General features: G+C 68.1%; 15 protein-coding genes. 9 read left to right on the forward strand and 6 right to left on the reverse strand.

Annotation, left to right across the window (positions count from 1 at the left end; genetic code table 11):
- Positions 1–3: 3 nt before the first annotated feature.
- Complete coding sequence (locus tag SLNSH_RS06395; RefSeq protein WP_106335840.1) at positions 4–828, forward strand: peptidylprolyl isomerase; 825 nt, start codon at positions 4–6, stop codon at positions 826–828.
- 10 nt (positions 829–838) lie between these two features.
- Positions 839–1,165, forward strand: coding sequence for a hypothetical protein (locus SLNSH_RS06400; RefSeq protein ID WP_106335841.1), 327 nt, complete (start codon positions 839–841; stop codon positions 1,163–1,165).
- A 130-nt stretch (positions 1,166–1,295) separates the two neighbouring features.
- Here SLNSH_RS06400 and SLNSH_RS06405 read toward each other — a convergent pair whose 3' ends face one another.
- Positions 1,296–1,661 carry a polyhydroxyalkanoic acid system family protein gene (locus tag SLNSH_RS06405; protein WP_245422098.1) on the reverse strand — a complete coding sequence of 122 codons (366 nt, stop codon included), beginning with the start codon at positions 1,659–1,661 and terminating at the stop codon, positions 1,296–1,298.
- 63 nt (positions 1,662–1,724) lie between these two features.
- Positions 1,725–2,186 (reverse strand): cupin domain-containing protein, encoded by a 462-nt coding sequence (locus tag SLNSH_RS06410; RefSeq protein ID WP_106335842.1) that lies wholly within the window; start codon positions 2,184–2,186, stop codon positions 1,725–1,727.
- Between the two features lie 191 nt (positions 2,187–2,377).
- Here SLNSH_RS06410 and SLNSH_RS06415 point away from each other — a divergent pair, with 191 nt between their 5' ends.
- From SLNSH_RS06415 to SLNSH_RS06425, 3 genes are all read left to right on the forward strand, one after another.
- Positions 2,378–3,844 (forward strand): winged helix-turn-helix domain-containing protein, encoded by a 1,467-nt coding sequence (locus SLNSH_RS06415; RefSeq protein WP_106335882.1) that lies wholly within the window; start codon positions 2,378–2,380, stop codon positions 3,842–3,844.
- A 164-nt stretch (positions 3,845–4,008) separates the two neighbouring features.
- A complete protein-coding gene (locus tag SLNSH_RS06420; RefSeq protein WP_106335843.1) occupies positions 4,009–5,055 on the forward strand; it encodes a histone deacetylase family protein in 1,047 nt (348 codons plus the stop codon).
- A gap of 277 nt (positions 5,056–5,332) precedes the next feature.
- The gene (locus SLNSH_RS06425; RefSeq protein ID WP_106335844.1) at positions 5,333–7,744 is read left to right on the forward strand and encodes a glucose/quinate/shikimate family membrane-bound PQQ-dependent dehydrogenase; all 2,412 of its coding nucleotides are present in this window, start codon (positions 5,333–5,335) and stop codon (positions 7,742–7,744) included.
- Between the two features lie 24 nt (positions 7,745–7,768).
- On the opposite strand, the gene ppsA is transcribed toward SLNSH_RS06425, so the two are convergent.
- The 4 genes from ppsA to SLNSH_RS06445 form a co-directional block, all read right to left on the reverse strand.
- A complete protein-coding gene (ppsA, locus tag SLNSH_RS06430; protein WP_106335845.1) occupies positions 7,769–10,180 on the reverse strand; it encodes a phosphoenolpyruvate synthase in 2,412 nt (803 codons plus the stop codon).
- 186 nt (positions 10,181–10,366) lie between these two features.
- On the reverse strand, positions 10,367–11,401 hold the full coding sequence (locus tag SLNSH_RS06435) for an ABC transporter permease (protein WP_106335846.1): 1,035 nt from the start codon (positions 11,399–11,401) through the stop codon (positions 10,367–10,369).
- An 11-nt stretch (positions 11,402–11,412) separates the two neighbouring features.
- On the reverse strand, positions 11,413–12,912 hold the full coding sequence (locus SLNSH_RS06440; RefSeq protein WP_106335847.1) for a sugar ABC transporter ATP-binding protein: 1,500 nt from the start codon (positions 12,910–12,912) through the stop codon (positions 11,413–11,415).
- Between the two features lie 11 nt (positions 12,913–12,923).
- A complete protein-coding gene (locus SLNSH_RS06445; protein ID WP_106335848.1) occupies positions 12,924–13,946 on the reverse strand; it encodes a sugar ABC transporter substrate-binding protein in 1,023 nt (340 codons plus the stop codon).
- 515 nt (positions 13,947–14,461) lie between these two features.
- Between SLNSH_RS06445 and SLNSH_RS06450 the strand changes: the two genes are divergently transcribed.
- The 4 genes from SLNSH_RS06450 (at position 14,462) to SLNSH_RS06465 (ending at position 20,366) form a co-directional block, all read left to right on the forward strand.
- A complete protein-coding gene (locus SLNSH_RS06450) occupies positions 14,462–15,442 on the forward strand; it encodes a substrate-binding domain-containing protein (protein WP_106335849.1) in 981 nt (326 codons plus the stop codon).
- 90 nt (positions 15,443–15,532) lie between these two features.
- The gene (locus SLNSH_RS06455) at positions 15,533–17,437 is read left to right on the forward strand and encodes a sugar ABC transporter ATP-binding protein (RefSeq protein ID WP_106335850.1); all 1,905 of its coding nucleotides are present in this window, start codon (positions 15,533–15,535) and stop codon (positions 17,435–17,437) included.
- 11 nt (positions 17,438–17,448) lie between these two features.
- Positions 17,449–18,432, forward strand: a complete 984-nt coding sequence (locus SLNSH_RS06460; protein WP_245422100.1) for an ABC transporter permease — start codon at positions 17,449–17,451, stop codon at positions 18,430–18,432.
- The gene (locus SLNSH_RS06465; protein WP_106335851.1) at positions 18,429–20,366 is read left to right on the forward strand and encodes a D-apionate lactonase family protein; all 1,938 of its coding nucleotides are present in this window, start codon (positions 18,429–18,431) and stop codon (positions 20,364–20,366) included. The genes SLNSH_RS06460 and SLNSH_RS06465 overlap by 4 nt, the downstream gene beginning before the upstream one ends.
- Positions 20,367–20,426 lie beyond the last annotated feature (60 nt).

The raw sequence follows: 20,426 nt of genomic DNA on the forward strand, positions 1-20,426 counted from the left end.
ACGATGAGCTGCTCCGTCCAAACCGTGTCACCCTCCCGCAAGGTCGTCAGCGTGAACGGAAAGGTGATCCCGCGCGCGGCCATCGCCCGGGAGAGCCAGCACCATCCCTCGGCGAAGCCGGTCGAGGCCTGGCAGGCCGCGGCGCGGGCCCTGGTCGTACGCGAGCTCCTCCTCCAGGAGGCGGATCGTTTGGCGGTCGAGGCTGTCCCGCTCACGGACGAGGAGGGGCGGCGCGAGACCGACGAGGAGGCGCGGATGCGCGCCCTCGTGGAGCGCGAAGTCCGCACGCCCGAGCCGGACGAGGAGACCTGTCAGAGATTCTACGAGAGCAACCGCGCGCGCTTCCGCTCCGGCGACCTGTTCGAGGTGCGCCACATCCTGTTTGCGGCCCGTCCGGACGACCCTGCGGCGTCGGCGCAGGCGCTGGGCGGGGCCGAGAGCGCGCATCGCGCGTTGCTCGAAAGGCCGGCCTCTTTCGAGCAACTTGCCCGCGAAGTTTCCGATTGCCCGAGCGCCGGGGTCGGCGGAAGCCTCGGCCAGATCGGCCCCGGCCAGACCGCGCCCGAGTTCGATCGGGCCATCGCGGCACTGCGGCCTGGGGAGGTCTCTGCGCCCGTGCGCACTCGGTACGGGTACCACATCATCCGGGTCGACCGGCGCATCGAGGGCCAGGTGCTGCCTTTCGAGGCCGTCCGGAGCCGCATCGCCGCCTATCTCGCCGAGGCGGTCGCCCGGCGGGCCTTGTCGCAATTCGTCGGCATCCTCGCGGGCCGGGCCGAGATCGAAGGCTTCGATCTCGCGGTCGCGCGAGGGCCGCTCCTTCAGTGAGGATCGCGCGATGTTGCTGGGAGATGTCATCACCGCGCTCGACGACGAGGTGGTCGCGTCCGAGGTCCTGGTTCTCTGTGGCGATCTCGGCCTCATGGCTTCCGTTGCCCAGGCGGCGTCCAGCCGAGGCGAGACCAAGGGGCGTTACGCCCAAGCCGCCGTGCGGCGGTTCGCGGACGGCGCTGATGAAGAGGACTGGTTCGCCTTGCTGAACGCGGTTGGACGGGATCCCGAGCCGGCCTCGGCGGCCCTCGTGACCATGCTCCGGTGGGCGCTGAGCAACGAGCCGTCCGCAGCTGCCGACTTGACCTGCGGATGCGGCGGATCTTGCCGATGAGCACCGAGGTGTGATGCTCGGGCGCAGGCATCCAGCAACGGGGTCAGGGTCCGGCTGGGCCAAAACGGGTGATCCGTCCTGCTTCTCCTGTCCTCCCACGCGAGGCGGCGCCCCGCCCGGGGGCGCGGCGTCAATCCCGTTTCGGATCATGGCCGAGAAGGGCGGGCGCCTTTTGATGCACCAATGCCTGGACGCGGTCGGCGAAGGCTGCGAGGAGCCAGGGCAACAGCACTTCGATGCGGACATAGTCGTCCTTCACGTCGACAGTCCCGCGCACGGTCTGGCCAAGCGCGCGGAGGCCGAGGTCGAGACGGTCGTCGTTCCATTCGTCTTTGACCACGGCGACGCGATACTGGCTGAGCATCTGACGAGCGGTCCCGATGCGCTCCTTCAAGCGTGCAACGGCTTGCTCGCGGCCCAGCGAATGGGAGATCGTCACGACAAGAGGCTTCGGCATGGCGTGCTCGGTCAGTTGCGTGAAGCTGCCCGAACCCAAAGCGCAACCGCGCCGAAGGTTTCAACCTCGAGCCGTCGGCGCCCAGCTTGCGCTCATGATAGCTCACGCCCGCGTCGTCAGGGTCGACAACTGGTCCGTGTCGTAGCGGTCGCGCAACGCGGAAAGCGCGTCCGGATCGGGCGCCCCGCGGGCGGCGAGTTCGGCAAGTTCTTCGAAGTAACGCTCGTGCCCGGGCGGCGAGACCGTCATCAGCACGCGAGCCGGCTTGTCGCTCACATTGGTGATGTCATGAGGCACGCCCGGAGGGATGAAGAGGAATGTTCCCCGGGTAGCCCGGACAGTCTCCTCGCCGACATGCCACACGCACTCGCCTTCCAGGAGGAAGAAGGTCTCCTCCTGCACGCGGTGCACATGCCGCCCCGTGGCGAATCCCGCCGGGATCGTCCAGTCGAACATGCTCGTGTGCCTGGTGTGCTCGCCCGTGACGAGAAACGCCATCGGGTGGCCACGCAGCATGACGCCGGGGATCTCGCCGGCTGTGCGGATGAGGGCTTTGGCGCTCATGATTGGCTCCTCGGCCGCGCCGAATGCGCGGAGACCGGGGGAGGATGGCGCTCGCGCAGCCCCGAGTCGTGAAACAGCCGCCAAGAATATGCTAAAAGTTCCGGGTGGCAGCGGGCGATCTCACCTACCGGTTCGGCCCCTTCCGCCTCGACACGGAGGCGGCCGTTCTCCTGCGCGCCGATGCGCCCACCATGCTGGGGCGGCGCGCGGTCGCCCTGCTGCAATTGCTGCTCGACAGGGCAGGCCTTCCGGTCTCGAAGGATGCGCTGGTCCATGCCGCCTGGGGCGGATCGGCCATGGCCGACAATAACCTCACGGTCCAGATCGCCGCGCTGCGGAAGGTTCTGTCCAGCGAAGCGGCTGCCGATAACTGGATCGAGACGCTGCCGCGCCGCGGCTACCGCTATGTCGGGCCCGCGGTGACCCGCAGCGACCCCGGCGAGGCGCGCCTAGGCCCGCCATTGCTCCTGCCCAACAAGGCGTCGATCGCGGTTCTGCCGTTCTCCAATCTGAGCGGGAACCCCGAGCACCGGTATCTCGCGGATGGCATGGTCGACGACGTCATCAGCGGCCTGTCTCGCATCAAGTCGCTGTTTGTCGCGGCTCGCAACTCCAGCTTCACCTATCGTGGCGAGGCGGTGGACGTTCAGCGGGTCGGCCGCGAACTTGGCGTCCGCTACGTCCTCGAAGGGAGCGTGCGGAAAGAGGGCGGCCGTGTCCGCGTGACGGCGACCCTGATCGATTCACAGACCGGCGCGCAGATCTGGGCCGAACGCTATGACCGCTCTTCGGGCGACATCTTCGCGCTCCAGGACGAGATCGCGCAGTCGGTGGTCGGATCCATGGCCCCGAGCGTCCGTCGTGCGGAAATCGACCGCGTGAAACGCAAGCGTCCCGAGAGCCTGGACGCCTACGACCTCGTGCTTCGCGCACAGATGGACGTCGATTCCGGGATGCCCGAACAAGTGGCCCGAGCGCTAACGCTGCTGGAGCGCGCTATCGCGCTCGATCCTTCCTATGCCTTGGCGCATGGGAACGCCGCCATGTGTCACCACTGCCTCTTCCTGCGGGCCGGGTTGCAGGAAGCGAACCGCGCAGCCTCGATCGATCACGCCCGTTCCGCGATGCTCCATGGATCCGACGACGCCGCCGCCCTGACCCTGGCCGGGTTCTCGCTCGGGATGGACGGGCACGACAGAGGCGCGGCCTTCACGGCGCTTGAGGCGGCGCTGTCCATCAGTCCGTCCTCGGCGCTGGCCTATATTCTCGGGAGCGTCATTCTGGGCTGGGGCGGGGAGCCTGAGCGGGCCATTGAATGGAGTGAAAAGGGGCTGCGGCTCAGTCCCTTCGACCCGTGGGCGTTCGCAGCCTACGACGCGCAGGCGATGAGCCACGGCCTGCTCGGAAACCATGAAGAGGCTTGCCGCGCCGCCTACAGGTCGGTTCAGGCCAATCCGGCGCACAGCATCACCTATGTGCAACTGGCCGCCGCCCTGGTCAGGCTTGACAGATTGAGCGAGGCGCGAGCCGCAGCCGCTCGCGTCCTCGAACTTCATCCCAGCTTCCGCTTCGGTCGCCACTTCTCGGGCGTGAATTGCGCCCCGGCGCTCGCCGAAAGTCTCGGAAAGGCCTTACGGGAAGCCGGCTTGCCTGAATAGCCAAGGCGCGCCTCGGTGCGGCCGCCGCAATTCGCGCCTGGGGCGGCGCCGAGCAACCCTCGGAACTGCATGGGCCATAGAGCCTCAAAGATCGGATGCCGCCGTGTTCAGGCCGGGCTAGCTTTAGGCCGACTTGCCATCGAAACCGAGGATGCGAGGCCAGAATGCGCACTTTCTACCACCCTGATCAGGCGCTTCACGATCCGAAGCAGTTCATGCGTTTCGGCAAAGTCGTGGCGCCGAAGGATCTGCCGGAGCGGACGCAACGTCTCCTGGGCGCGCTGGCCAAGCACGGCATCGCTCCGGAGCGGCCGCCGGCCCATTGGCTCCAGCCGATCCTTGCCGTTCATGACGAGGGTTTCCTCACGTTCCTGCGCAGCGCATGGGAGCGCTGGCAGGAGCTGCCGGCGGAACGCGGTCCAGAGGCTTGGCCAAACACATTTCCGTACTGGAGCGGCAGGCCTGATGAGGACGTCCGGCCGCCATGCCGCCCGACGGGCTTCATCGGGCAACTGGGTTGGTACCTCGGGGATCTGTCCGTGCCAGTGGGCGAGCATTGTTGGATCTCGACCCTGCGCTCGGCCGAGACGGCTGTATCCGGCGCCGACGCCATCATCGCCGGGGAGCGTTTCGCCTATGCGCTTTGCCGTCCATCAGGACACCACGCCCGGTCCGACCGAGCCTCCGGCTTCTGTTATCTCAACAATTCCGCCATTGCGGCCCAGCGGCTGCGGAGCACCTTCTCCAAGATCGCCGTCCTCGATGTGGATGCTCATCACGGGGACGGCACCCAGCAGATCTTCTACCGCCGGCCCGACGTGCTCACCATTTCGATTCACGCCGACCCGTCGAACTACTATCCCTTCTTCACTGGCTACTCGGACGAAACCGGCAACGGTCCAGGCGAGGGCTTCAATCTCAACTTGCCCCTGCGCCACGGAGCGGGCGGCGCGGAGATGGCTGCGGCTCTCGACAAGGCCGGGGACGCGATCCGGGCCTTCGGCGCCGAAGCGCTCGTCGTCCCCCTGGGGTTTGACGCCCACAAGGACGACCCAATCGGGGTCTTGAAGCTGGAGTCGGCTGATTTCGCCGCCATAGGAACAAAGGTGAAAGCGCTGGCCCTGCCGACGCTGGTCGTGCAGGAAGGCGGGTATGCAATCGAGGCGATCGGCAATTGCCTCGATGCATTCCTCGGCTCCGTCATGGAATAGGTTTGGTCATTCCACGGCATCCCGGCTCGGCCTGCTTTCGAGGACTTCACGCCCCCGCCAGTTAGCCGCAGGACTTTCCGTGAGGGCCCGACGGTCGTCCGGATGACACACTGTCGCGTCGGAGGCGGAACCCTCCCCCCGACGCGATGTTGGGCGTGCGGTGGCGAGATGACGTTCCGGCGGCTCGCCCCCTTTCGTCAAGCCGCGATCGCCCAGCCTGCTCCCTGGAGGCGTCCAAGGTCGCATAGTTGGCCCGGCCGGGTGGAACAGGAACGCCATGGCGCTGATGTCCCCGAAGTCACGCAAGGTCGCCTTCGCGGCCGGCGCTGTGCTCGTGCTGCTCGGATTGCCCACCGCGGCCAGCGGCGCTTGGCTGATCGCGAAGGGCGGCTCCTGGTACTACCTGCTGGCCGGAGCCGGCTTCCTGCTCACGGGCGCACTCCTGATGGCGGGGCGGCCAGCGGCCTTGCTCGTCTACGCCGTCGTGGTGCTCGGCACGGTCGCCTGGGCCCTGTGGGAGACCGGTCTCGACTGGTGGCAGCTCGCCCCGCGCGGCGACGTCGTGTTCCTGATCGGGCTCGGCCTTTTGACGCCTTGGGTCGTGCGCGGGGTGTCGCCCGCCGACCGGGCGCCATGGCGCGGCCTGGCCCTGCCGTTGCTCGTCTCTCTCCTGATCGCCGCCGCGGTGGGCGTCGCGGCGATGACGCAGGACCAGCATGACCTGAACGGCGCTCTCCCGACCGCGACCGGCGCGCGCCCGGCGAATTACGCCGGCGTGCCGGACCCGGATTGGCGCGCCTATGGCCGCTCCAATTTCGGCGATCGCTACTCGCCGCTCGCCCAGATCACCCCCGACACCGTGGGCAAGCTCCAGGTCGCCTGGACCTACCACACGGGCGACATGAAGGGCCCGAACGACCCGAACGAGACCACCTATGAGCTCACGCCCATCAAGGTGGGCGACACGGTCTACATCTGCACTCCGCACGACTGGGCGATCGCGCTCGACGCCGAAACGGGCAAGGAACGATGGAAGTACGATCCCAAGATCGACGAGAAAACCAACCTGCAGCACCTGACCTGCCGCGGCGTCTCCTACCATGACGCGGCGGACCGCGCCGCGAGCCAGGGCGGCGAGTGCCCGCAGCGCATTTTCCTGCCCACCGCGGACGCCAGGCTGATCGCGCTCGACGCGAACACCGGAAAACCCTGTCCTGGCTTCGGCCAGAACGGCGCCGTGGACCTCTGGGCCGGCATGCCGGAGGCCCGTAGCGGCATGTATTATTCGACGTCGCCACCCGTGGTGACGCGCAACCTCGTCATCATCGCCGGCGAGGTCACTGACAACTACTCGACCAGCGAGCCCTCCGGCGTCATCCGCGCTTATGACGTCCGAACGGGTCGCCTCATGTGGAACTGGGACCCCGGCAACCCGGACGCGACGGAGCCGATCGCCCCCGGCCAGAGCTACACCAAGAACTCGCCCAACAGCTGGATCGTCTCCAGCGCGGACGAGGACCTCGGCCTGATCTATGTCCCGCTCGGCAACCAGACGCCCGACCAGTGGGGCCCGGACCGTTCGGCGAACACGGAAAAGTTCGCCAGCTCCATCGTCGCCCTCGAGATCGCGACCGGCAAGGTGCGTTGGGTGTTCCAGACCGTCCACCACGACCTCTGGGACATGGACGTGCCCTCACAGCCGAGCCTGCTCGATCTCGACACCCCGAACGGCAAGGTCCCGGCCCTGGTGCAATCCACCAAGCGCGGCGATGTCTACGTGCTCGACCGTCGCACCGGGAAGCCGATCATCCCCGTGGACGAACGTCCCGTGCCGCAGGGCGCGGTGAAGCCCGATTTCACCGCGCCGACGCAGCCCTTCTCGGCGCTGACGCTCGGGCCGGAGCGGAAGATCGAGGAGCGGGACATGTGGGGGGCCACGATGTTCGACCAGCTCGCCTGCCGCATCAAGTTCCGTTCCCTGCGCTACGACGGCATGTTCACGCCGCCTTCGCTCCAGGGCTCCATCGTGTTCCCGGGCAATTTCGGCGTGATCGACTGGGGTGGCGTGGCCGTCGACCCGGTGCGGCAGGTGGCTTTCGCCAATCCCGACTACATGGCGTTTCTCAGCCGCCTCGTGCCCCGGGACCAAGAGCGGGCGCAAGGCAAGCGCGAGAGCGTGCAGCGCCCTGCAGGCGGGTCTGACGTCGCGGGCAGCAAGGCGGACGAAAGCGGGGCCAACCCCATGCTTGGCACCCCCTACTCGGTGGAGCTCAACGCCTTCCTGTCCCCGATCGGCCTGCCCTGCCAGGCGCCGCCCTGGGGTTACGTGGCGGGCCTCGACCTGCGCTCGGGCAAGGTGGTCTACAAGCTCAAGAACGGCACCGTCCGCGACCTCGCGCCCGTCCCGCTGCCGTTCAAGATGGGAGTGCCGAGCCTGGGCGGGCCCATCGTCACGGCGGGCGGCGTGGCGTTCCTCACGTCGACCCTGGACTACTACGTCCGCGCGTATGACCTGACGACAGGCAAGGTCCTGTGGTCGGATCGGCTCCCGGCCGGCGGACAGGCCACGCCGATGTCCTACCAGTCCGGCTCCGGTCGGCAATTCGTGGTCGTCGTCGCGGGCGGGCACGGGTCGCTTGGCACAAAGACCGGCGACTCCGTGATCGCCTATGCGCTGCCGAAGCCCTGAAAGCGCTGCTGCCAGCCCGGAAGCTCATGGCGTCTCGGCGTAAAGCTTCTTTTCCAGTTCCAGGATCCGCCGGGTGGTAACGAGCACGCTGTCGGGATTCAGGCTGAGGGAGTCGATCCCGAGCCGAACCAGGTATTCGGCCATGTCCGGGTAGTCCGAAGGGGCCTGGCCGCAGATGCCGCAGGGACGGCCGTTTCTGTGCGCCCCCTCGATGGCCTGGCGGAGCATCATCTTCACGCCAGGGTCGCGCTCGTCGAAGTCGAAGGCCACAATCTCCGAGTCCCGGTCGACCCCCAGCACCAGCTGCGTGAGGTCGTTGGAGCCGATCGAGAAGCCATCGAAGCGCTGGGCGAAATCGTCGATGAGCACGACATTGTTCGGGATTTCGCACATGACATAGACCTCGAGGCCGCCGCGGCCCCGCTCAAGGCCGTTGCGGGCCATGGCGGCCAGCACGGCGTCCGCCTCTTCGATCCGGCGGCAGAACGGGATCATGACCCGCACGTTCGCGAGGCCCATGTCGTCGCGGACGCGCTTAATGGCCGCGCATTCCAGCGCGAAAGCGTCGGCATAAGCGGGATGGGCGTAACGCGAGGCGCCGCGGAACCCGATCATCGGGTTGGCTTCCGCAGGCTCGAAGGACCCGCCCCCGACCAGCTTCGCGTACTCGTTCGTCTTGAAGTCCGACAGCCGCACGATCACGGGCCTGGGGTGGAACGCGGCGGCGATGAGACCGACGCCTTCCGATAGCTTCTCGACGAAGAAGTCCGCCGGGCTGCCAGACCCTGCGGCCAGGGCGGCGATACGGTCGCGCTCGGCCGGATCGGCGACCCGATCGGGGTGGGCCAGCGCCATCGGGTGGGCCTTGATGAACTCCGTGATGATGAATTCCATCCGGGCGAGCCCGACCCCGTCATTGGGCAGAGCCGCGAGCCTGAAGGCCTGCTCCGGGTCGCCGACGTTCAGCATGATCTTCGTGCGGGGGCGCGGCAGGGCGGAGAGGTCCACCTGCTCGATGCGGAACGAAGCCGCACCCGGGTAGACACGGCCGATGTCGCCCTCGGCGCACGACACCGTCACGAGATCGCCCGTCCGGATCGCCTGGGAGCCGCGCTCCGTGCCCACGATCGCCGGAACGCCCGCTTCGCGGGCGACGATCGCGGCATGGCACGTACGCCCGCCTTTGTCGGTCACGATGCCCGCCGCCCGCTTCATCACGGTCCCCCAGTCGGGCGACGTGGTCTCGGCGACCAGGATCTCGCCGTTCTCGAAGGAGGCGAGATCTTCGGGCCGGCCTATCACGCGCGCCTTGCCTACTGCGACGCTGGCGCCGACGGCGTGGCCCGTCGCGATAGCGGGTGGCGCATGGTCCAGGACGTAGGTGGTCAGGATCTGCCGCTTTCGGCGCGAAGCGACGGTCTCGGGGCGGGCCTGGATGACATAGAGCTCACCGTCCACGCCGTCCTTCGCCCATTCAATGTCCATGGGCCGCCACGCACCCGCGCGCCTGCTGTAGTGGTCCTCGATCGCGAGCGCCTGGGCGGCGAGCGTCAGGATCTCCGGATCCGAGAGGCACAGGCGGGCCCGGTCGGGTTCGGGCGTGGGCTCCGTGCGCGTCGCCGCCTCCGGGCCCTGCCCATAAACCAGCCTGATCGCCTTTCCGCCTCGCACGTGCCGGAGCACGGCCCGGCGTCCGGCGCGGAAGGTCGGCTTGAAGACAAGGTACTCGTCCGGATCCACGGTCCCCTGAACCACCGTTTCGCCCAAGCCGTAGGCCGCCGTGACGAAGACCACGTCCGGGAAGCCGCTCTCGGTGTCCAGCGTGAAGATGACGCCGGAGCAGGCGAGGTCCGAACGGACCATCTTCATGACCCCGACGGAATTGAAGACCTTCAGGTGATCGAACCCGTGGTCGATGCGGTAGCGGATGGCGCGGTCCGTGAACAGGCTGGCGAAGCAGCGGCGGATGGCCGACAAGACGCCTTCCTCCCCGGCGACGTTCAGGTAGCTTTCGTGCTGGCCGGCGAAGCTCGCCGTGGGCAGGTCCTCGGCCGTCGCCGACGAGCGCACCGCGAAGGTGGCCTGAGGGCCGTACTGATCGGCGAGCGTGCGGAGCGCGGCCCGCGTGTCCTCGATGACTGGATCGGGAAGAGGGCATTCGGCCACCAGGCTCCGGGCCTCAGCAGCCCTTCGGGCGAGGTCGGCGACGTCAGCGGGATCGACCCCATCCATCAGGGCGCGCAATCGCGGCCACACCGCCCCGGCGTCCAGCGTGGCCCGATAGGCCTCCGCGGTCAGCGCGAAGCCGTTGGCGGTCCGGACGCCCATCGGCGTGAGTTCGCGATACATTTCCCCCAGAGAGGCGTTCTTGCCGCCGACCTGGGGGACATCGTCGAGCCCGATCTCGGAGAAGAAGCGGACATATCGCGCGCTCATGCGGGCCTCCCTGATAGGGTTCCTCGCATGATGGGACGCTTTCGGCCCACCGTCCTTGCGCTCGGACAGGCGTCCCGCTTACGCCCCAAGCGATGCGCCCCAATCCGGTGACGGCCACCTCAGAACGGACGCCTTCACGACGGCAGTGATCTGCCTCCTTCCCCAACATGGAAGGCGCGCGGGGCTCTAGCCCTGCTCGCGCGCGGCGCCGCGCAGGCGTTCGGCGTAGACGTTGATCACCAGGGCGGTCAGCAGGATCAGGCCGCGGATCAGGATCTTCAGGAAGCTGTCGATATTGACGTGGTCGAGGCCGTTGTTCAGGACGCCCAGCACCAGGAGGCCCAGGATCGTGTTGCCGATGCCGCCGCGCCCGCCGAACAGGCTGGTGCCGCCCACCACCACGGCGGCGATGGCGTCGAGCAGGTAGCCGTCGAATTCGTTCTGCTGCGCGCTGCCGAAATAGGCGACGCCCAGCATGCCGGCCACTCCGGCGCACAGGGCGGAGATGACCAGCGCGGCCCCCACGACCATGCGCGCGTTGACGCCGGCGTTCTCCGCCGCCTCGCGGTTGCCGCCGACCATGTACACGTAGCGTCCGAAGCGCGTGTAGGTCAGGACGACATGCGCCGCCAGAAGCGCAACCACCGCGACGACCACGATCCACGGTACGCCCATGATCGACCGCGAGCCCAGGGTGGTGACCAGGGCGGGGACCGAGTAGGCGATCTGGCCGCGCACGAGCAGGGCGCAAATTCCCGCGCCGATCTGCATCATGGCGAGCGTCATGATGAAGGACGGAATGCCGATGCGGGTGACCCCGAAAGCCGTAACAAGGCCGAGCAGGAGACATGACGCCAGCGCGAGCACGATCGCCAGCCAGCCGGGGAGGGGAACATTGGCGATGTTGACGCTCGCGTCCTGCAGGGTGAAGAACGCGACGACGATGCCGGTGGCGTTGGCCACGGCCGCGACGCTCAGGTCGATCTCGGCGGTGAGGATCACGAAGGTGAGGCCCACGGCGATGATGGCCGTCACCGAGACCTGCTGCAGGATGTTCCAGAGATTGCCGACGCTGGCGAAGGACGGGCTGGCGAGGGTGAAGAAGAGCACCAGGAACAGCAGCGTGAGCAAGGGAGCCACGTTGCGCATGCGGTGTGCGAGCCAGCGCGCCGCGCGGCTGGAGAAGGTGGAGCGGCTCGCGGCGGCGGTGGTGGCGTCCATGTCCGTCTCCCTCAGGCCGCGGCCAGCAACTGGTCCTTCGAGACGCTGCCCTCGGCGAATTCCTTGACGATCCGACCTCGCCGCATGACCACGATGCGGTCCGACATGGCGAGCACCGTTTCGGGCTCCGTGGACAGCACGATCACCCCGATGCCCTGCTCCTTGAGGGAGCGGACGATGCGGACCACGTCCTCCTTCGCGCCGACGTCCATTCCGCGGGTGGGCTCGCACAAGACGAGCACGCGCGGCAGGCAGGTGAGCCATCGCGCCAGCGCGACCTTCTGCTGGTTGCCGCCCGACAGGGAGCCCAGCCTCGCTTCGGGGCCGGGCGCGCGGATGCTGAGGGAGCGGATGTGCCCCGTGGCGAGCTCCCGTTCGCGGTCGGGCTTCACCCACAGGCGGGAAATGGTCTCCAGGATCGAGATCGAGATGTTCTTGTAGATCGGCTCCTCCGCGAACAGCATCGCCCGCCTGCTTTCCGGAACGAAGGCGACCCCAGCCCGCCTGGCCTGGGCCGTGTTGCCGAGCCGCACGGGACGGCTGTCGATGCGCAGTTCGCCCCCGCCTGGGCGAAGCTTGCCGAACAGGGCGCGCGACAGCTCGACCTGGCCGCAACCCATGTAGCCGTATACGCCCAGCGCCTCGCCCGCATGGACAGCGAAGCTCAGGTCGTGGAAGGCCGGGGCGTGGCTCAGGCCCGACGCCTCCAGCACCACGGGGCTGCGGCCCGGCCCGGCGAGGGGCACGGCGCCCGTCCAGCTCTCCTCCAGGTCCGCCGCCTGGGCCCCGATCATGCGCTCGATCAGCCAGCCCTTGTCCAGGGCCGGCGACACCCGCTCGGTGACCACCTTGCGGCTGTTGCGGAACACCGAGACCACGTCGGAGACGCGCAGGATGTCTTCGAGGAAATGGGAGATGAAGACGATGCTTCGTCCCTCGTCGCGCAGGCGGCTCAGGACCGTAAACAGCCGCTCGGTTTCGGGGGGCGACAGGGCGGACGTCGGCTCATCCAGGATGATCAGCTCCGCGCCCGAAAACAGGACGCGGCCCAATTCCACAAGTTGCTGCACTCCGATGGGCAGGGCGCCCACCGGGGTCTCGACGTCGACGTCGAGCCCAAGCCGGCCCAGCAGCTCCCGGGCGCCTCGGCGCATCGCGGTCCAATCCACGAGCCCTGCCCGGTTCGTCGGCTGCGACCCCAGGTAAACGTTTTCCGCGACGCTGAGGCTCGGCACGATGCTGAGCTCCTGGTGCACCATGCCGATGCCGGCCTCCAGCGCGTCGCGGGACGAGCGGAAGCGGGTCTCCCGCCCGCGCACGCGCATGACGCCGCCGAAGTCGGTGTGGACCCCGGCGATGATTTTCATGAGCGTGCTCTTGCCGGCCCCGTTCTCGCCGACGAGCCCATGGATTTCGCCTGGCGCGAGCGCCAGGTCCACGTTCCGCAGCGCATGGACGCCGCCGAACGACTTGGAGATGTCGACCAACTCCAGGATGGGCTCGCCGGGCATGGGGCCTCCCGTTAGATCAGGAACTGCTCTTCCATCCAGGCCATGCCCGGGGCGTTGGCCTTGGTGACGACGGGGCCGTCGGTCACGATGCTCTTGGGGATGTCGGTCCCGGTCTTGGCCCCGTTCATTACGGCCGCGACGCCGGCGATGATCGCTCCGCCGTGGATCCGGCAGGACGGGTTGCGGACAGTGGCGAACATGCGCCCGTCGCTCACCGCCGCGATGGCCGGCGGCATGGCGTCGACGCCGCCGATCTTGATGTCGGTGCGGCCCTTCGCCTTCATGACGTTGTAGGCGGCCAGCGCCATGTCGTCATTGTGGAAGAAGGCGGCGTCGATCTTCGGATATTTGGTGAGGTAGGACTCCCAGAGGCGGACCGTCTTGGTGACGTCCCAGTCGGCCGGCTGGGTTTCAAGCACCTCGATCTTCGGGAACTTCTTCACCACGGATTCGAAGCCGCGGGCGCGGCCCTGGGCGCCTGTGTGTCCGAGAGCGCCCTGGGTCATGATGACCTTGCCCTCGCCGCCGATAGCGTCGACCAGCGCCTGGGTGACGGACGCGCCCATAAACTCGTTATCAGGCGCCAGGAACGTGTGGACGTTGATCGAGTCCAGGGGCGCGATCAGCGTGTCCATGTCGATCACCGGAATGCCGGCGTCGATCATCTTGTTGACGGGGGCCGTCAGGGTGCCGATTCCGAAGGCCTGGATGGCGACGAAGTCCCACTTCTGGGAGGCCATGTTGTCGATGGCGGAGCGCTGCTTGACCGCGTCGAGCTGACCATCGAACCAGGTCACCTCCACGTTGAACAGCTTGCCCCAATATTCCGCGGCCTGCTTGCCCTGGGCGCACCAGGTGGCCTGAAGCCCTGCGTTGGAGAAGGCCGCCTTGAGGGGCTTGCTGGAGCGCCCGGCTTCCTTGGCCATGGCGGCAGCCATGAAGGGGTTCACGCCCATGCCGCCCAGGAGGGCGGCGCCAGCCGCGCCAAGCAACATTCCACGCCGGGAGGCCCCGGCGCCATCGTCTTGGGTCATGGTTTCCTCCGCTCAGATCCGGCCTCTTTGGGTCCGGTATCGGTCAAAGCTGACACGACTTCGCCCAGCCTGTCACGCCGGGACTTGGGCGCATGGATTGCAGGACATCCATGCCGGAAGCATTGGTTGACGATAATCGGGGGATCTCATCTACTTGCCGATGGTCCTCTGGCGCGACCTGTGAATGCTTCCATGGCCCGCGTGCATCCCGTGAGCGTTCTGGCTCCGCTGTTGGAGCGCCCGGCCGTTCGGGCCGCGGCGGCCAAGGCCCCTTGCTGCCGCGAAGGGACCCAGAGGCTCGGGCGCGCGTCTCGACGGCGGCGTCCTGCCGCCCGCGTGTTCTCGGCGTCTTCCGCGATCTTTGCACGGTCTCGCGCGCGGGCGTCCGGATCGTGCATGTCCACGCGTCAAACCCGTTCATGACGAGCCAGGAGGCCGCGCAGCAGACCTGAAGGAGTCCATAGAACCGGCGTCACAAGGCGTCGGCGAAACGAATCCAAAAGGGAGGACACATCATGGAGCGCAGGACATTCCTCAAGCTCACCGCCGGGGTCGCCGCCGCCGCAAGCGCAGGGCTTCCGATGGTCCCGGCCGCTGCGGCCAGCAAGGACATCGTTTACCTCACCCCGGGGCTCGATCTGCCCTTCTGGCGGTACCTCTCGAAAGGCGTCGAGTCCGCCGCGAAGGAGAAGGGGTACGGCTACCAGGCCCTGGATTCGCACAACAGCGCCCAGACACAGTTGCAGAACGCGCAGGACTCGATCGCGCGCGGCGTGGCCGGCATCGTGATCTCTCCGACGGACTCCTCCACGGCTCCGAGCGTGCTGGCGCTCGCCAAGAAGGCGAACATCCCCGTCGTGATCGCGGATATCGGCACCAACAGCGGCGACTACGCGTCCTTCATCATCTCGGACAACTACCGCGGCGCCCACGACGTGGGCGTGGCGTTGGCGCAGGCCCTGAAGAAGAAGGGTTGGGAGAGCGGCTCCGTCGGCATCGTGGCCATCTCCCAGGCCCGCAAGAATGGCCAGGCGCGCACGAAGGGATTCCTGGACGGCCTGAAGGAAGGCGGCTTCAAGGGCAAGGAGGCCGGGCTGCAGCAGATGCAGAGCTACACCGCCGACGAGACCTTCAAGTTCGTCCAGGACATGCTCACCGCCAACCCCGGCATGCGCGGGCTGTTCATCCAGACCGACCAGCCCGCCATCGGGGCGCTGCGCGCCATCAAGGCGGCCCGGCGCAACGGCGAGGTGCTCGTGGCGGCCTTCGACGGCATCCCGGAATTCGTGGACCTGCTCAAATCGGGCGAGATCGTTGCGTCCGGCATGCAGCAGCCGTACCTCATGGGCGTGCGCTCGGGCGAGGCCATGATGGAGGTGCTGGCCGGCAAGACTCCCGAAAAGGAGATCACCGTGCCGATCCTCGCCATCACCAGCGAGAACATCGACAAGGAACTGCCCACGGTGAAGAAGACTGTCTTCGCCAACGAGGTCTGACGCGGCCCATGCCGGGCGGCGCCCTGCCGCCCGGCTTCGCTTGCGCCGGCCTCCGTTGGCGGCGCCCGCCATCCGCACGGAGCCGGAAGGGTGCAGCTTCTCGAACAGGAAAAGCCCATTGCGACAGTGGCTCCGCTTCTGGTCGCGCGCGGGGTGACCAAGACCTTCGACCGCACGCGGGCCCTCGCGGGCGCGGATTTCGAGTTGCGCTCGGGCGAGGTGCACGGGCTGCTGGGCGCCAACGGCGCCGGCAAGTCGACCCTGTCCAAGGTGATCGCAGGCCACTACCCGCTGGACGCCGGCGAATTAACCTATCGCGGCCATGAGATCCGGCTGCGCAACACGCGCGACGCCCTGCGCAACGGCATCGCCATCGTGATGCAGGAGACCAGCCTCGTCCCGGACCTCTCCGTGCTGGAGAACATCTTTCTGCCCGAACTCGGGCGGAAGGGCTGGCTCGACTACCCCGCCATGCGCCGCCGTGGGCGGGAGATCCTGGCTTCCCTCGGACAGGACGGCGGGCTCCCGTTCGACATGGAGGTGCGCCGGCTGTCCTCCGCCCAGAAGCAACTGGTCGAGATCGCGAAGGCGCTGGGGGTGGACGCCAGCCTGCTGATCTTCGACGAGCCGACGGCGTCCCTGAGCCCGGGCGAGGTGGAGCGGCTGTTCGACGTCATGGCCCGCCTGCGCGCTTCCGGGCGCGGGCTCGTCTTCGTCTCGCATCGCCTGGAGGAGGTCTTCGCGATCACGGATCGGGTCACCGTGATGCGGGAAGGGCGCACGGTGATGAACGCGCGCCCGACGGCATCGCTGACCCAGGCCGAACTGATCCGCGCCATGGTGGGCGCCGAGTTGGGCGCCATCTACACCCGCGAACACGAGGCTGCGTCGTCGGCTGCCCCGGTCGCCCTGGAGGTGCGGGGGCTCGCATCCCCGCCCGTCGTGCGCGACTGCTCGTTCAGCGTGCGGCGAGGAGAGATTCTGGGCCTGGGCGGGCTTGTGGGGGCGGGCCGCTCGGAAGCCCTGGAGGCCATCTTCGGCCTGCGGGCGCGGCCGGCCGGCGACGTGCTGGTCGGCGGCAGGCCGTTGCCGGCCGAGAGCCCCAAAAAGGCGATCCGGGCCGGGATCGGCTTCGTGGCGGAGGACCGGCGCACCCAGAACATCGTTCCCGACCTGTCGGTGCGGGAGAACCTGCTGCTGGCCCATCTCGGGGCGCACAGGGGCTTCTTCTGCAATTACAAGCAGCGCGAGGCCAAGGCGCAAGCTTTGATGGCCAGCCTCGGCCTGCCGGCCGAGCGGCTGCTGGACGCGTCCATGCTGAACTTTTCCGGCGGGATGCAGCAGAAGATCATCATCGCCCGGTGGCTGATGCTCGACCCATCCGTGCTGATCCTGGACGAGCCGACCAAGGGCGTCGACATCGGCACCCGCGCCAGCATCTACGCGATGCTGCGCGAGATCGCCGCCCGGGGAGTCGCCATTGTGGTGGTGTCCTCGGACTTCGAGGAATTGCTCGGGCTCTGCGACCGCATCGTGGTGATCAGCGACGGACGCACCATCGCCGACCTGCCGAGCGGGATGCTGGACGAGGAGAAGCTGACGCTTCTGGCGGCGCCCCGGACCTCCATGGCCCGCAACACCGAACTCCTGCGCGTGCTGGCCGGCGAGCAGGACGGCGCCGGGTTCTGGGCCCTGATCGAGGAGGACAAGCTCATCTGCCTCAACGCCGTCGTCAGCAACCCGCGCGTGGACCCGGGCTTCGTGGCCGGCGAGGCGAAGAGCTTCGACCAGACGCGCATTCCGATCGCGCTACGCCAACGCGAAGCGACCTTCGTGGCCGAGCCCCAGGACGGCCGCGCGACGCTGGTCGTGCCCATGACGAGCCCGCGGGGGCACGACCTGGGCTGGGTGGGGCTCAGTGTTCCGCCCGGGCGGGCGTTGCCGCCCGCCGAGACGATCCGCGCCCGCATCGAGGCCATGGCGGCGACCTTATGAGCAAGGACAGCATGAGCATGGAAACCGCAATCCTGGCCACGCCTCCGAAGGCGTCATGGCTGAAGTCGCTGGCGCGGCGCCTGGAGGTGCGCATGCTGGCGCTCGCCTTGGTCATCGCGCTGGGGCTGTCGCTGCTGTCGCCCTACTTCCTGACCCATTCCAACATCTTCAACATGCTCGACCAGTCGGTCGTGATCGGGATCGTGGCGGTCGGCATGACGTTCGTGATCCTGACCGGCGGGATCGACCTTTCGGTCGGGTCCGTGGCGGGGCTAACCGGCATCATCCTGGGCCTGTCCTTGCAGTCGATGCCCATCGCCCCGGCGATCCTGGTCGCGGTGCTGGCCGGCGCGGGAATCGGGCTGGTTTCCGGGCTGCTCATCAACATCTTCGGGCTCGCGGCCTTCGTGGTCACGCTGGGCGTGATGGCGATTGGGCGCAGCCTCGCCTACATCCTCTCGGGCCAGTCTGCGATCTCGAACATCCCCGAGGGCATGCAGGCGGTCGTCTACACCAACATCCTGGGCGTGCCCTCCAACGTGCTGTTCCTCCTGGCCCTTTATGCGCTGGCCTGGGGCTATCTCACCTTCACCAAGGGCGGGCGCACGATCTACGCCGTGGGGTCCAACAAGGAGGCCGCCCGGGCGGCCGGCCTCGACACGCTGTTCTATTCGGTGCTGCCCTATGTCCTCTCGGGCGCGCTCTCGGCCGTCGCGATCACCTTCTCGGTGGCGCAGATCATGTCGGCCGATCCCCTGATGGGAAACCAGATGGAGCTCGACGCCATCGCGGCCGTCGTCATCGGCGGGGCGAGCCTCTACGGCGGCAGGGGCTCCATGATCGGCACGCTCATCGGCGTCTTCATCATGGTCATGATCAGGAACGGGCTCAATCTCATGGGCGTCTCACCCTTCTGGCAGGGATCGGCCATCGGCACGATCATCATCGTCGCGCTGCTCGTCGAGCGGCTTCTGAGCGCGAGGATCAGCCGATGAGCGCGCAGCCGAGCCTCGCCGTCCGCCTCTTTGGCACGGACGAACCCGTGACGCCGCCCCGCATCCTGAAGGCGGGTTCGCTCACGGCCGAGTTCGACGCCGGCAACCTGCGCCACATCCGCCATGGTGGCGTGGAGGTCATCCGCGCTGTCTCTTTCATCGTGCGGGACAGGAACTGGGGCACCTACAATCCCCGGATCGAGAACCTCGCGGTGGACGAGCGGCCCGATGGGTTCGTCGTCAGCTATGACGCCATCGCCAGCGACGCCGCCCAGAGCTTCCGTTACCGGGCGCGCATCGAGGGCTCGGCCGCCGGACGCCTCACCTTCGAGGCGAAGGGCCAGGCCGAGACCGATTTCCTGACCAACCGCACCGGCTTCGTGGTGCTTCACCCGTCGGCCGCCGCCGGCAAGCGGGTCGAGGTGGAGCACGCGGACGGGAGCCTCGAGCAGGCGACCTTCCCCGAGATCATCGATCCCGTGCAGCCCATGATGAACCTGCGCAGCCTCACGCACGAGGCTGCGCAGGGGCTCACGGTGACGTGCCGGATGGAAGGCGACGTCTACGAGATGGAGGACCAGCGCAACTGGACCGACGCCTCCTACAAGACCTATGTGCGCCCCCTGGCTTTGCCCTGGCCATACACCCTGGCGAGGGGAGAAACCCTGGACCAGGCCGTTCGCGTCACGGTGACGGGAGGCGCGGCGGCCGGAGCCAGGCCGGCCGGCGCCCAGATACGCATCGGCGGCCAGCAAGGCGTCGTCCCGCCGCTTGGGCTGGGCCTGGACCCATCGGAGATCCAGGACACGCTCGCCAAGGCTGACGTCCTGCGCCGGGTCGGAGCCAAGGCGCTCATCGGCTCCTACGATCCCAGCCGGGGCCATGGCGACGAGGCGCTGGCCGGGATCGTCAAGGCCGCCGAGGCGATCGGGGCCGAGCCCTGGCTGGAGGCGGTGATCGTTTCCGTGGAGGGCTTCGCCGAAGAGATCGCCGCACTCGGGCGCAAGGTCGAGGCGCTGGGATCGCCGTTTCCCACGGTTCTGGTTTCGCCGCTTCCCGACCTCAAATGCACCCTGCCGGGCAGCCCCTGGCCGCCCGCGCCGCCGCCGCGCGCCTTTTTCGAGGCGGCCCGTCGCGCCTTCCCCAAGGCGCGGCTCGGCGGCGGCATGTTCAGCCTGTTCACCGAGATGAACCGCAAGCGGCCGCCGGTGGACCTGATCGATCTCGTCAGTTTCACGACCACCGCGACCCTGCACGCCGGTGACGACGTCTCCATTACGGAAGGGCTGGAGTGCCTGCCCGCGATGGCGCTCAGCGCCGCCTCGATTGCGGGCGACAAGCCCTACGCGGTGGGGCCAAGCGCCATCGGGATGCGCATGAACCCCTATGGGGAAGCGCCCCTGGCGAACCCCGGCAACATCCGCCAGGCCATGAACTTCAACGATCCGCGCCATCGCGGGCTCCTGGGCGCCACGTGGGCGCTGGGCTTCTTCGCCCGTTTCGCAGCCGGCGGCGCCAGCGCGATCGCGCTCGGGGGCGCGACGGGCGCCTTCGGGCTCGTCCACGCGCCGCATCCCTGGCCGCAGCCCTGGTTCGACGATGCGCAGCCAGGGGGTGTCTTTCCGATGTTCCACGTGCTGAGGGGGCTGGCCGCGCTCGCCGGCAGGACCATGCGGGCCGTGGAGGCGTCCGACACGGTGGAAGCGCTCGCGGCGGAGGGGGAGCAAGGGCTCGAGCTCTGGCTCGCCAACCGCACGGGGGCGGAGCAGCGGGTCGCCTTGCCGGGGCCAGCCCGCGACCTGTTCCAGCTGGATGCGGACAGCTTCGTGGTCGCGGCACGGGATCCCGACGCCCTGGCCAGTCTCACCCGCACGCCCACCGGAACAGAGCTGACGCTGCCGGCCTACGCGGTGGCCCGGGTCCGGTTCGCCTGACCCGCTGGCGAGAGATACAGTTGGAGGAGGCGTTCCTAGCGTCGCCGCTGTCCGCTCGTC

Source organism: Alsobacter soli (assembly GCF_003004785.1).
Classification (GTDB): Bacteria; Pseudomonadota; Alphaproteobacteria; order Rhizobiales; family Beijerinckiaceae; genus Alsobacter; species Alsobacter soli.